This is a genomic window from Kastovskya adunca, from assembly GCF_059505785.1.
The window spans coordinates 50,806-63,791 of the sequence record NZ_JCACLG010000023.1 but is presented as its reverse complement, the minus strand read 5'-3'; the positions used below and the strand labels follow the sequence as shown (position 1 = coordinate 63,791).

The following is a 12,986-nucleotide window of genomic DNA, read 5'->3' as shown; positions in this document are numbered from 1 at the left end:
ACGAGCGTAATGCTCACAACTTCCCTCTAGACTTGGCTAGTGGTGAGGCGACTCCCGTGGCTTTAACAGCTCCCGCTATCCAGGGTTAAGATTTAGCTCTTAGCTCTCAAATAAAGAAGCGCTCTCCTTTGGGGGGCGCTTTTTTGTGGGGTTATTAAAGCAGAGGATTTTATTCTGTAATCTGCGGGTGGATAAACTTATAGCCTGCTGCTTTTATCTTTTGCGGAGATACACGGGCGTTGTAGGGGCGGAGTTGTTGTTCCGCAGGATTCCAGGAGACTTGGGGGAGATTGTGGCGATCGCACACCTGATCCAATAACTCTCGGCGCGTCAGCGACACCTCGTTCACCAGGTTGTAGATTCCCTGCAACTGCTGAGTGCGAGCAAAGTCTATTGCTGAGACAATATCGTCCAAGTGAATCCAGTTTGTCGCATCAGAACCATCTCCTGCTATCGTTGTCCCCGCAACGCGACTAAAAATCTTGGCTAGCTCCCTCCTAGGACCATAAATTCCTCCAAGACGGAGAATACAAACCTTGAGCCTGTCACTTGCACACCCTAACAACACCTGCTCAGTTTGCGCCAAAATCTCACCAGTAGGGCTTGCAGGTGCTATAGGTGAGTCTTCATCTACAGTTTCGCCGCCGCGATCGCCATAAACCCCATAGCTTCCTGTATAAATGAGTTGTCGCACAGTAGGAGCCTGCTGCAATACCTCCGCTAAGGTCTTTGCGGTGTCTAGGTAGGTTTCTTTATAGACATTGGTATTAGCCGCTCCTACGCTGAGCAGGATAACCTCCTGATTCTCAACAACAGACGGCAATTTTTCAGCATCGTTGCCTTTTATAACAATGACGCGTTGAGCGATCGCCTCCAACTCCGATACCCGTTCAGGAGTCGTTGTTGTTGCGGTAACAAATAAACCTTGCTCTTGATGCCAGTAACGGGCGATCGCTGTCCCTACATAGCCACAACCGATAATCGCCACATTCATTTGTTCTTCTTGGTCGTCCAAAAGGTTGTGAACATCATTAGCAAGCCACCAATAAAGATACCTATTGCCAACACTCCGGCAATTACATTCAGTAACTCGGTATTTTCCACAACTGCACCATTAACACTGCTACTAGCCTACCAACTTTAGGAGGAGCGGAAGGAAGTCTGAAGGATGAAGGATGAAGTATGAAAGGGATTGGGAAGATCTTTTGGTCTGCGTAAGTCCTGAACTACTAATTAGGTGCTGAATTACTTGCTTCGCCCGGTACAACGGGTACGGCATCCCAGACAATCGGTGCGGTTGTTTGCTGCCGTTCCAGATATTTGCTCAAAGCGTAAGCCATGTCCCCGCGAGTCATTGGCTCTAAGGGGTTAATTTGATTGGTTGCTGGATCGATATTGACAAAATCCTCATACAGTGCAGTGACGATAGATTTTCTTGCCCAGGCGGGAATTTGGTCGGCATCGGGATAACGCGATAGCAGTTCAGTGACGCTATCTTCAGGGAACTGAAACACACCGTAAGCTTGAGCAAAGATGGAGAAGGCTTCTGCCCGTGACACCCTTTGGTTGGGAAAAAAGCGCCCTTCGCGATAACCAGTCATGATGTTATTTTTGAGAGCCAACTGGATATCCTTATAAGCCCAGTGAGAGGGAGGGACATCTTGAAGTGCGATCGCTGTTTGTTGTGTTGGCGTGCGCTGTTCTAAATTAAACGCTTTGACTAAAATCGTAGCCAGCTCTGCCCGACTGAGAATTTGTTCGGGGCGAAAATTCCCGTCTGGGTAAGGACTCATCAATTTAGCCGCCACAACCTCCTCAATTGGAGTAGACGGTGCTTCAGACTGACTGGCGTCAACTACCAGCTTTGTTGGCTCAGATGAGGCTTGAGGCTGAGCAAAAACAGGCAGACTGGGTAGCAGTAACAACAACGGCATCAGGCTGATATATTGGCGCATAAATTGTCTACACTCCTGGTTACATCGGTGAAGTTAGTTTATATAGATAGCGATCGCCTCCACGAGTTCCCTAAGTGAGCCTTACGCATTTCTGGATAAACAGCGATCCTAATACAGTTGTCGCTTTTGTCTCCCAGAAGTGGCTTCGCCCATCTGGAGGAATATCTAGAGCAGCAGGGCAAAACCATCGCTAGATTTTAGTGCCAAAAACTAACGGTTTGCCAGACAACCGACTTCAAACTCAATCACCCTAAAAGTTACGCTGTTGATGAGCGATCGCTTTGGTTTTCCGTAGGGGTTTGGCATACCCAACCCCTGCACAGCCCATTTACCGCGTCAGTCTGACAACCGTTACTGCTGAAAAATTTCATTAAAAAACCGATTCATCGCCGCCCAAGAGCGTCGATCAGCATCGGCATCATAAGCCACTCCCTGAGATGGATCATTCCCCGCATCAGGGTTAGTAAAGCCGTGTACCGCACCGCCATACATCACTAACTGCCAGTCCACATCAGCCAACCGCATTTCCTGCTGGAAGTTATGCAGTTGTTCTTCTGGCACTAAGGGGTCATCGGCACCGTGCAAAACTAGTACCTGACCTTTGATATTTTCTGCATCTGCGAGGTTAGGAGTATCGAGGTTGCCGTGGAAGCTGACTACACCATCTACAGGGGCACCACTCCGCGCTAGCTCGAGTACCACACCACCGCCAAAACAGTAACCAATGGCAGCCAGACGTTGAGAGTCTGTCAGTTGGTGTTGTTGGAGGACATTTAATCCAGCCAGAGCGCGATCGCGCATCAACTCCCGATCTGAGCGGTAAATACTCGCTTGTTTCGCCGCTTCTTCCTGGTTCTGCGGTCGAACACCTTTACCATAAATATCGGCAGCAAAAGCGACATAGCCAAGTTCTGCCAATTGTTTGGCTCGTTCTTTCACATAAGAACCTAGCCCTGTCCATTCATGAACCACCAGAACGCCAGGACGCTTTCCCTCAAAGTCATCATCGTAGGCAAGAAAGCCTTCGAGCACCGTATTTCCGTCTTTGTATTCAATGACTTTAGTTCGTACCTCAGCCAACGCAGCCACTGACCAACTCAAGGCAAGAAGGGGCGCTAGCAGAATGGAAAATGGGTGTTTCATAGGAAGCATTAAGAGTTTTTAATAGTTTGTCACAATCCTTCAAAGAACACTACTACGCTCCAGGTGTCTTATAGCGTTGACGAGATCTCCAAGCCCGCCACAATAAGGCGATCGCCAAAATCACCGTTGGCAGCAACACCCAGACTAAAGGATTCACCGTTGTAGACAAAAATGCTAATCTGGGCCCCCCGTATTTAATCAGCAGCGACACAGCCACTGAAATAAGTAAGACCTTAAAAATAAAGCCTGCCTGACTGTCCATAGCAATTAACAAAAAATTCCCCAGTAGACCCCCAAACAACTGAAGTGATGTTTCACACAATCAGAGTCATGAAGTAGCAAAGCTTACTCGACTTGAGTTTAACTATTATTGGTGCTGAGTCTTAAATAAAAATACATTAGCATTAGCCTAATGAGGTCGCTCTTCCTCACCTGCCATTAAACCTTTGGCAACTTTGCACCCACCCAAAAATCCTTAGTTCAATACCTATACCCTGGCAATTATCATCATCAACATTGCCGCCGTCGATAATTGTTCAACTTTTTCTAATTGACAATTCCTAATTAATCACCTATGAAAGATCTGGACTCGCTAGAAAACGAAGACCTTAATCGCTTACAGCAAATTTTGTATCTTGTTCCCATTGTCGGTTTTTTTCCCGCACTCTGGACACTATATCGTCGTCAAGGGACACGGCAGCAACAAAGCGTCAGCCGCTTGTCAGTGACACTAGCTCTCAGTTGGCTACTAGGGTACCTCCTCTTATCGGGGGCAGCCCATCAGACTTCAGAGTTTTTGATGCTGCGCTTATTGTTTATCAATAGTCTGCTAACATCTGGTTATTTTTTAGTCTGTATTGGATTAATGCTGCGCCTATGGCAACGCCAGCCACCCCGTCTTCCCTGGTTCAGTCGTATTGCCGAGAATGTCGTACGTAAACACCTATCTTGACTAAGGACTGGCAAATTGCGATTGGCAGGGGATGATGTTTATAGTTCGTAGATTCAAGAGCTACGAACTATAAACTAATAACTAATTTGCCTGATTTCATAACAAACGGTCTGAAAAACTGCTATGAGTGTTCTTGTCAAACACTAAGTGCGCTACCTCAGAAGCAAGCCATGAGAGCGCAGGCACAGTTTTTCAGAAGAAATTTCAACTTTTTGCATGTGTGTGAGGAAGTTCAGTGCCAGCTCGAAAAACTTATGCAAGACCCCAGCCGGGGCAAAGAAATGCTTACCCCGTGGGGAAAAAGCCAGAAAGAAATGCTTCCCCGGTGGGGAAAAAGCCAGTTCGCAAAGCTCATAAGGGGCGTTGGCTTTGGCTATGGTTAGGTTTTACCGGAGTGTCGATGCTTTCAGCAACAGCAGGTGCCCTCTTAGCGGTATCGCTATCTAGTACGCCTTTGCTGCAAAGCTCACTAAGCCCCGATGAAGAAGCCGTATTTGGGGGCAACGAAAAGATTTCCCGGAGCAGCTTGCGGCTACCGGAACTAACTCGACCCGTCAATATCTTATTTTTGGGCGTTAAAGTTTTAACCTCTGACCTGAATACTTCCCCAGAGGAGAACTTGGGCTATCACGCCTTGGTCAACTCCTTTGAAGGTCTTTCCGATACCATGCTCTTGCTACGGTTTGACCCAGAAGCCAAGAAATTAAACCTTCTCTCCATTCCTCGCGATACTCGTACCTATGTAGAAGGCTACGGCGTGACAAAAATCAATGCCGCCAATGCCAATGGAGGGCCAGCATTAACCGCAAAAGCCACAAGCGAACTGCTAGAAGGCGTTGGCATTGACCGCTACATCCGCGTGAATGTTCAAGGGGTTGAAAAGTTGATTGATGCCTTGGGAGGCGTTACCGTTTATGTTCCCAAGGACATGAAATATCGCGACGAATCCCAGCACTTGTACATCAATTTAAAAGAAGGCAAACAACACCTCAATGGCGAGCAAGCCATGCAATTTTTGCGCTTCCGCTACGACAAGTTTGGTGACGTTGGTCGGGTGCAGAGGCAGCAAACATTGATGCGGGCACTGATGGAGCAGGCACTCAATCCCACAACTCTGGCACGAATGCCAAAAATCCTCTCAGTGATTCAATCCCACATTGATACCAACTTAAGCGTTGAGGAGCTAGTTGCCCTAGTTGGTTTTGCCGTTCAGACAGAACGCTCGAATGCTCAAATGTTAATGGTACCCGGTCGCTTTAGTGATTCTGGGCCAAAGGAGATCAGTTACTGGCTACCCAATCGCCGTCGGATTCGAGAAATGATGGCAACTCACTTCGACCAGGGTTATGGTGACGCCTTGGAGGCTGACCCTGCTTATCTCAATGTGGCAATTCAAGATAGCACCGGAGAGCCAGAAGCTGTTGAAGCTTTAATTACCTCCCTAAGAGAAGCTGGCTATCGCAATGTCTATATGTATGAGTCATGGAGAGAACCGTTACGGGTTACTCGTATTGTTGCCCAACAAGGAGATGACGGTAGCGCTGCTGCTCTACGGGCGACGATGGGATTTGGAGAGGTGCGAGTCGAGAGTACTGGTAATCTAAATTCAGATATTACAATTCAGTTGGGACGGGACTGGCTACAAAAGAGCCGCTCTGCAAGAGGGCTTGTTAATTTTTAGCTTCCCTTAAAAAGCGAGGCTGGAACACGTCCAGCTTACTCCGATTTAGGAGCATCAAGAAGGGGGAAACCGGATCACACGTCTCCCTCAAAAAAGGAATCTCTCGGCTGCGAGTCTGCTTGCAAAATCCAGTCTCGCAAGATCGGATTAACGATTTCTGGTGCTTCATCTTGAGGGCAATGACCTAAGCCTTCTAAGGGGATAAACTTCTCTACTGTGGGGAAGTTTGCCAATTCTCTCCCCAGTTCTACGGGTTCCCAGGGGTCTTCAGTTCCCCAGAGCAGGATCGCAGGGCAGGGTAAAATCGGCAGGAGGTCTTCGGGTAGTGGCCCTTGGGAATAGCGAGTAAAGGCGATGAAGACATCGACGGCACCGATATCAGCGGCGGGTGCCATGAGTAAATCAACGAGTTCATCGTTGACCGCTTCTGGATTTTTGTACGCTTGCAGCAGGATTTTACGGACTACCTTTGGCTTGGCAAGCTGACTAAAAAATAGTTGCCCAACCCATTTGATGCTGAGCAGTTTTTGCACAAGTGGGGCACCGACGCGACGATGCCAGGGGAGTCCAGCGCGTTTGCGGTCATGCAGCAGCCGCAAGGAACAGTTGAGGAGAGCGACCTCTAAGGCAATGTCTGGATAATCTACAGCGGCTTGCATGGCAACAATACAGCCAATGGAGTTGCCGATGAGGAAGGCAGGAGTACCGATAACTTCGTGGCAAAAGTCAGCAAGCTGTTGTCCCCAGGTTTCAAAGGTATAGTTGATTTCTTTGCCAGGAGATGGCTTGGCGCTTTTGCCGAATCCAATCAAGTCGATGGTATAGCAGCGACAGATTTCTCCGAGTACAGGTAAGTTTTTGCGCCAATGTCCTAAAGAGGCTCCAAAACCATGCACCATCACTACTGCTGGCCCTTCCTTTCCAACAGTTTGATAGGTGATGGGGAAGCCTTTCCAAGTCCAGGTTTTTGTTTCGATGTTGGTGCTGGTCAACGGAGTGGAGGTCATGGATTCAGGTACACGCGTGTGAAGCTAAAGTTCTGCGATCGCCTTTGCGGAGTATGGTGCGACAGCAGCACGTCTCTAAAGGAAAAGCAATCGGTTAATATTATCTTTACATTATGTAATAAAGACCGGGAGAAGAACATCTCTCCCACAGAGCCTTTATGTTCTTTTGGCAAAGTTACTTGCAGTTTTCGTAAAATATATAAAAGGAAGCGATCGCCTGGAATCACAAAACTGCTCATTTAGGGCATTATGCAAGTGCAAGCCCAATTTTAGGGGCTATGTAATGAATACCTAGAGAAAAATTCGCTTTAGGGGCTAACCACTCTTGACGCTGTTAGGCAAAAGGGCGTCAAGTTTCAAGCGATCGCTTAGTCTTGATGGCTGACAGCAAGAAAACTTGCTTGTCATGACGATTGAGAGATGTGACAATGTTTGGCAATTTCTTTGAGAGTTTCTGCTGTGGTGCAAACACTGATTAACACGACTGACTTGCCCTTTCATGGGTCGGCAACTCAGGTGCCCTACGAGGCATCACGGGCGGTTATCTTGCCAATTCCTTACGAGGCAACAACAACATACCGTAAAGGCTGTGAGAATGGCCCTGCCGCTCTTTTGGAAGCATCGGAGCAGCTAGAGTACTACGACGATGAATTAGACCAGGAAATTTGCTGGGGCGCACAGATTTATACCCATCCAGCGATCGCTGATACCCGCGCTCAATCCGTCTCTTCTGAAGAGATGCTGCAAGTCACCAGCGACACGGTATCCAAGCTGATCCAAGATGGCAAATTTGTGATCGCGTTGGGTGGCGAACACAGCATCACTTCAGGAATCGTCCAAGCCTATCAGCAAGCCTCCTCAGAACCGTTTACCGTCATTCAAATTGACGCTCACGGGGATTTGCGCCACGAGTACGAAGGCTCAATCCACAATCACGCCTGTGTGATGCGCCGCCTTGTCAGTATGGGAGTGCCAACACTACAAATTGGCATCCGTAGTGTCTGTAAAGAAGAGGCTGACTTAATCAAAGAAAAGCAATTATCGGTAATTTGGGCGCGGGAAATTGCCGTTGAACCAAACTGGATCGAAAGAGCGATCGCGGCGATTTCCACAAAGCGTGTTTTTATTACCATTGACTTAGATGGCATTGACCCTAGCTTGATTCCAGGCGTCGGTACACCAGAACCCGGCGGTTTAAATTGGTACGCCCTCACCGCTTTCTTGGGGCGAGTCTTTGAAAACCATCAAGTTATTGGCTGTGATGTTATGGAACTCGCCCCCTTGGTTGACTCAGTAGTTTCTCAGTTCACAGCAGCAAAACTGGTGTATAAGTTGATGGGGTATCAAGGATTGGCTCAAGGCTGGTAATGTCAACAGTAAAACTACGGGTTTTGCCAAACCCAGAGACGACATTTAGTAATTTGCCTTTGTAGAAAAGTACAGTTGTAAGTAATAAGGTCAGCCAATGAGCCTCATGGAAAAGACTGGTACCCCGGTTGGCAATTATGCACCAGATTTTGAACTGCCGGGAATTGATAAGCAAGTACACCACCTTTCCCGTTACTTAGAAACCTTTCGTGCTGTCGGCGTCATTTTTATCTGCAATCACTGCTCTTACGTACGCTCCTACATTCAGCGATTGAGAGAATTGCAATCGGAGTTTCGCTTCCAGGACTGTACATTGATTGGTATTAATGCCAACGATGCTCAGCAAGAGCCAGAAGAAGGCTTTGAGGAAATGAAACTATTTGCTCAGCAAGTGTCGCTAAATTTTCCCTATCTCTGGGACCCGACTCAGGATGTTGCTCGCAGCTTCGGGGCGGGAAAAACGCCAGAAGCCTTCCTCATCGACCAGGCGGGAACGCTGCGCTACAGCGGTCAGATTGACGACAATCCGATGCATCCTGAGGCGGTAGAGGTGCCATATTTCCGAAATGCGATCGCGGCGTTGCTCAACAACCAAGAAGTTAAACCCACCTCTACTGAAGCAATCGGTAGCCCGATTCAGTGGCGAAGGTAGATATGAAGTATGAAGTATGAAGGATAAAAGTAGTAATTGGGAGGGTGATTCGCTGTGAACCAGGAACGATGAACAACTGACAAATCCTGGCTTCGGACTGCGGAGTTGCTTAATCCCTTTTTAAGTAGAGACAGAAAAGCCGTCTCCTGCTATGTTATGGGGGAGATAATCTGAGCAAAAAAAGAGTCGTGGCATGGGGATTACATACCGACGGGTTTTACTAAAGTTGAGCGGTGAAGCCTTAATGGGCGACCTGGGCTACGGCATTGATCCAGCCATCGTTCAAGAAATCGCGGCGGAAGTAGCAGACGTGGTGAGCACTGGCGTGCAACTGGCAATTGTTGTCGGAGGCGGCAATATCTTTCGAGGACTCAAAGCATCAGCGGCGGGGATGGATCGAGCAACAGCAGACTATGTCGGCATGATTGCTACGGTGATGAACGCGATGACTTTGCAAGACGCTCTTGAGCAAATCAACATTCCGACGCGTGTGCAAACAGCGATCGCAATGCAGGAAATAGCAGAACCCTACATTCGCCGACGAGCCATTCGTCATCTGGAAAAGGGACGAGTGGTTATTTTTGGAGCGGGTTCGGGCAATCCCTTCTTCACTACGGATACAACCGCTGCCTTACGCGCGGCAGAAATCGACGCCAATGTGATTTTCAAGGCGACGAAAGTTGATGGTATTTATGATAGCGATCCTCATCAGAATCCTAATGCTCATCGCTATCAGAGCCTGACCTATGGGCATGTTCTCACCCACGATCTCCGCGTGATGGACAGCACCGCGATCGCACTTTGTAAAGAGAACAACATTCCAATTATGGTCTTTGACCTAGCGGTTCGCGGTAATATTCACAAAGCCGTTATGGGAGAATCTGTCGGCACAGTAGTGGGAGGTTTTTGTGAAGTTATCTGAAGTAGAAAGCACGATGCAAAAAGCGATTGAGGCAACTCAGCGCGCTTTTAATACTATTCGTACCGGACGGGCCAATACTAGCCTGCTCGACCGGGTGATGGTGGAATACTACGGCACGCCAACGGGCTTGAAATCCTTAGCAACCATTAATACACCGGATGCTAGTACGATTACGATTCAACCCTTTGACAAGGGTAGTCTCAATCTGATTGAAAAAGCGATTTCCCTGTCAGATATTGGTTTGACCCCAAACAATGACGGTCAAATGATTCGGTTAAATGTGCCGCCACTGACAAGCGATCGCCGTAAAGAATTTGTGAAGATGGCAGGCAAACTAGCGGAAGAAGGGCGGATCTCAATTCGCAACATCCGTAGAGACGCTGTTGACTCAATTCGCAAAGACGAAAAAAATAGCGAAATCTCTCAGGATGAATCGCGAGATTTGCAAGATGAAGTCCAAAAGTTGACCGACAAGTACACGTCTAGAGTTGACGAACTCTTAGCTGAAAAGGAAAAGGATATTACGACGGTTTAGAGTTTTCGGCATTAGCTGACTTACCTTGAAAACGAGTTGCCTTACTCGTTTTAGAGTCAATCATTGATACTTAACAGTAAGTCAGTGCTGAGGACTCAGAGGAGCGATCGCTGTTTATCCTTCAGCGGAATAAGCCTCAAATTACACAGTAAATTAATTAAGATTAACTCCCAGACTGGAAGCGATTAGTTCGTAATTCCAGTCTATTTTTAAGCAAGCTGAAACGCTGGTTGTTCAGGAACAGGGCAAACAACATAAGCTAGGTGCATTGGGTAACCGTGGGAGTACATGGCATCCACATACCGCAAAGCCGTTTCTCGATTTTTACAGGCTCGTAAAATGCGTTCTTTGCCATTGGCGTATTGGATGCGTACTTCCCATATCATGATTTTGCTCTCCTAAATTAAGTTAAAGTACAAAATTCAATCGCCGTAAATTTATGAAGCTTTCATGAACAATCCTAAAATTTACTCACAAGTTTTGTACTCCGTGTAAATAATGAACTTAGATAATGACTGCTGTAGCAACGTTTAGCGAACTATAAAATAAGACTCATCCTCGCTACCGGGAAAATACGGATAATTGCGTTGCTAGCTAGCAAAACCCTATCAATCAGTGCTCATTTTTTTATGTCAAGATGTTGGAACTTCCAAGCCGATTGGTTTTTCCCTCTCCAGGGGAATCTCACCAATAGCCAGTAGGCGTTATTTTAAGACTACGATTCAAGACATTAGTCATTCTTTAAACCTTTCTCGTAGCACTGTACCCAAATAAATTTGTGGATTGAGGAGAATAACAAAAGCAAAATGTTTGATTGCATTATTGTTGGTGCTGGCCCAGCAGGCGGAACCGCTGCTTATCACCTAGCCAAGCGTGGACATTCCGTCTTAGTTTTGGAAAAAGAAGCATTGCCCCGATACAAACCCTGCGGTGGTGGTGTATCCCCGGCAGTGCAAGCTTGGTTTGATTTTGACTTGACTCCGGCTGTTTCTTTAAAAACAAACACCTTGCGCTACACCTGGAAAATGGGCGATCCGGTGGAAGCAAAATTAAATACCCTCGAACCCATATGGATGGTACGGCGGGATGTATTCGACCACTTCCTCATCCAGCAAGCCCAGAAGCAGGGAGCAGAACTCAAAGACAACACTGAAGTGACAGGAATTGAGTTTAAGAGCGATCGCTGGCAAGTCAATACCGCCAATGGCCCGGTAGAAGGGCGCTACCTGATTGCGGCTGATGGTGCTAAAGGACCGATGGCAAAGTGGCTGGGCTTTAAAGAACGCAAGCGCCGACTTGCAGGAGCCTTAGAAGCGGAATCACCTGCAAGCTCCCCTGTCGATCCCACAATTCACTTTGACTTTGGACTCGTTAAAAACGGCTATATTTGGAACTTCCCGAAAGCCGATGGCTACTCCTTGGGTATTGGTACCTTCCGAGGCGGCGAAGCCCAAGATTTGAAAAAACTGCTGGCTGAGTATGGTCAAATGTTTGGCATCGATCTCAAAATGAGCAAGCAGTACGGTCATCCCTTGTGCTTGTGGGATGGCGATCAAAAACTACATACGCAAAATGCCGTCTTAGCGGGAGAAGCCGCTTGTATTGTCGATCCGTTTACAGCAGAAGGAATTCGTCCCTCGATGTTCAGCGGACTCAAAGCATCAGAGGCGATTTCTCAAGCCTTGGGAGGCGATCGCGATGCCTTGGAAAAATACACTCAAGTCATTAGCGAAGAATGGGGTACCGACTTAGTGTGGGCACAGCGTTTGTCTGGTGTCTTTTACCGTGTTCCGGGTGTAGGTTATCGTGTGGGTATCAAGCGCCCCTCGGCAACTGAGCGCATGGGGAAAGTGCTATGTGGCGAATTGCGTTACTCTGATGTTGCAGGACACGCGATCAAACGCCTCAGTGGTAGCCTCATACCGGGTCGAGGATAAGTAATTACTCTCTAATTCCTAGTTTCATTTTTGCTATGCCTGCATCAGTTTGCAGGCTTTTTTATTTACTGCCAAGAGACTGGGAAAAAGTGCCCTATAGTTTGGCTCGTGGTTGCACAAACTACACTAATACCAGTTTCCTATGAGGAGTACATCGCCAATCCTCTTTTTCAACATGACTATTTACTTTTACAAAGCCGATGCGCCCTATGGATGTTTTTCCAATTTTTCTCCCCATCCAATTCATATAGAAGGGTTAGACTGGCAGACAGTAGAACATTACTATCAGGCACAAAAATTTGTTGGGACAGAAAATGCCGCTTTGATTGAAGTGATTTCCCAGGCTCCAACGCCAATGGATGCAGCGGAATTAGGACGCGATCGCACTCTCAAGTTACGTCCGGATTGGGAGGAGGTAAAAATCTCGGTGATGTGGAAAGGTGTACTCACCAAATTTCTCATCCACACTGATATTCAAAGGATTCTGCTGTCTACCAAAGAGCAATTATTGGTGGAAGACTCCCCAACTGATTACTACTGGGGATGCGGTCAGGATAAAACAGGGCAAAACCATTTGGGAAAAATTCTCATGGCTGTTCGCGAAGAAATTCGTCAACAGTTAGTAAAAAAGTAGCTTTTGTTTCTGCCCAAACCAGCATAAATCCAGGTTCTAATTCAACAATTTTTTTTATCAGAGGCGACTTTTCAACAATGTAGTTACACTAATTGCAGTTACATTAGTTTTCCCTGATATTCCCTGCTTTGTTTAAGGAAATCCCAACAGGGAACGACGGATATAGAGAAAAAGCGGGGGCATTGAAATTTTTACAAACT

Annotated in this window: 14 protein-coding genes and 1 pseudogene; 9 read left to right on the top strand and 6 right to left on the bottom strand. The window is 47.2% G+C overall.

Annotation, left to right across the window (positions count from 1 at the left end; genetic code table 11):
* Nucleotides 1–89 (top strand): annotated as a pseudogene (locus AC5JR3_RS08700) (photosystem II protein D); the annotation flags it as partial.
* Between the two features lie 80 nt (nucleotides 90–169).
* Here the strand turns inward: AC5JR3_RS08700 and AC5JR3_RS08695 are convergent.
* The 4 genes from AC5JR3_RS08695 to AC5JR3_RS08680 form a co-directional block, all read right to left on the bottom strand.
* Nucleotides 170–994, bottom strand: a complete 825-nt coding sequence (locus AC5JR3_RS08695) for an SDR family oxidoreductase (RefSeq protein ID WP_495844996.1) — start codon at nucleotides 992–994, stop codon at nucleotides 170–172.
* A 235-nt stretch (nucleotides 995–1,229) separates the two neighbouring features.
* Nucleotides 1,230–1,955 (bottom strand): S-layer homology domain-containing protein, encoded by a 726-nt coding sequence (locus tag AC5JR3_RS08690; protein ID WP_495844991.1) that lies wholly within the window; start codon nucleotides 1,953–1,955, stop codon nucleotides 1,230–1,232.
* Nucleotides 1,956–2,306: 351 nt separating this feature from the next.
* Nucleotides 2,307–3,098, bottom strand: a complete 792-nt coding sequence (locus AC5JR3_RS08685) for a dienelactone hydrolase family protein (RefSeq protein WP_495844990.1) — start codon at nucleotides 3,096–3,098, stop codon at nucleotides 2,307–2,309.
* Between the two features lie 52 nt (nucleotides 3,099–3,150).
* A complete protein-coding gene (locus AC5JR3_RS08680; RefSeq protein WP_495844987.1) occupies nucleotides 3,151–3,360 on the bottom strand; it encodes a hypothetical protein in 210 nt (69 codons plus the stop codon).
* 312 nt (nucleotides 3,361–3,672) lie between these two features.
* Between AC5JR3_RS08680 and AC5JR3_RS08675 the strand changes: the two genes are divergently transcribed.
* Together AC5JR3_RS08675 and AC5JR3_RS08670 are read left to right on the top strand one after the other, a co-directional pair.
* Complete coding sequence (locus AC5JR3_RS08675; protein ID WP_495844985.1) at nucleotides 3,673–4,050, top strand: hypothetical protein; 378 nt, start codon at nucleotides 3,673–3,675, stop codon at nucleotides 4,048–4,050.
* Nucleotides 4,051–4,285: 235 nt separating this feature from the next.
* The gene (locus tag AC5JR3_RS08670) at nucleotides 4,286–5,731 is read left to right on the top strand and encodes an LCP family protein (protein WP_495844983.1); all 1,446 of its coding nucleotides are present in this window, start codon (nucleotides 4,286–4,288) and stop codon (nucleotides 5,729–5,731) included.
* A 74-nt stretch (nucleotides 5,732–5,805) separates the two neighbouring features.
* Here the strand turns inward: AC5JR3_RS08670 and AC5JR3_RS08665 are convergent, their stop codons facing one another.
* On the bottom strand, nucleotides 5,806–6,738 hold the full coding sequence (locus AC5JR3_RS08665) for an alpha/beta fold hydrolase (protein WP_495844981.1): 933 nt from the start codon (nucleotides 6,736–6,738) through the stop codon (nucleotides 5,806–5,808).
* Between the two features lie 462 nt (nucleotides 6,739–7,200).
* On the opposite strand from AC5JR3_RS08665, the gene speB reads away from it, so the two are divergent.
* The 4 genes from speB to frr all read left to right on the top strand — a co-directional run bounded on the left by speB (nucleotide 7,201) and on the right by frr (nucleotide 10,215).
* Entirely contained in the window at nucleotides 7,201–8,106 is a 906-nt protein-coding gene (gene speB, locus AC5JR3_RS08660; RefSeq protein WP_495844994.1) for an agmatinase, read from the top strand.
* A 97-nt stretch (nucleotides 8,107–8,203) separates the two neighbouring features.
* Nucleotides 8,204–8,758 (top strand): thioredoxin family protein, encoded by a 555-nt coding sequence (locus tag AC5JR3_RS08655; protein WP_495844979.1) that lies wholly within the window; start codon nucleotides 8,204–8,206, stop codon nucleotides 8,756–8,758.
* 193 nt (nucleotides 8,759–8,951) lie between these two features.
* Entirely contained in the window at nucleotides 8,952–9,680 is a 729-nt protein-coding gene (pyrH, locus tag AC5JR3_RS08650) for a UMP kinase (RefSeq protein ID WP_495844977.1), read from the top strand.
* Nucleotides 9,667–10,215 carry a ribosome recycling factor gene (gene frr, locus AC5JR3_RS08645; RefSeq protein WP_495844975.1) on the top strand — a complete coding sequence of 183 codons (549 nt, stop codon included), beginning with the start codon at nucleotides 9,667–9,669 and terminating at the stop codon, nucleotides 10,213–10,215. The genes pyrH and frr overlap by 14 nt, the downstream gene beginning before the upstream one ends.
* Nucleotides 10,216–10,424: 209 nt before the next feature.
* Here the strand turns inward: frr and AC5JR3_RS08640 are convergent, their stop codons facing one another.
* Nucleotides 10,425–10,601 (bottom strand): family 2 glycosyl transferase, encoded by a 177-nt coding sequence (locus tag AC5JR3_RS08640; RefSeq protein WP_495844973.1) that lies wholly within the window; start codon nucleotides 10,599–10,601, stop codon nucleotides 10,425–10,427.
* A 420-nt stretch (nucleotides 10,602–11,021) separates the two neighbouring features.
* Between AC5JR3_RS08640 and AC5JR3_RS08635 the strand changes: the two genes are divergently transcribed.
* The gene (locus AC5JR3_RS08635) at nucleotides 11,022–12,152 is read left to right on the top strand and encodes a geranylgeranyl reductase family protein (RefSeq protein ID WP_495844971.1); all 1,131 of its coding nucleotides are present in this window, start codon (nucleotides 11,022–11,024) and stop codon (nucleotides 12,150–12,152) included.
* A gap of 175 nt (nucleotides 12,153–12,327) precedes the next feature.
* A complete protein-coding gene (ybiA, locus tag AC5JR3_RS08630; protein ID WP_495844969.1) occupies nucleotides 12,328–12,786 on the top strand; it encodes a riboflavin biosynthesis intermediates N-glycosidase in 459 nt (152 codons plus the stop codon).
* The last annotated feature ends 200 nt before the right edge of the window (nucleotides 12,787–12,986 follow it).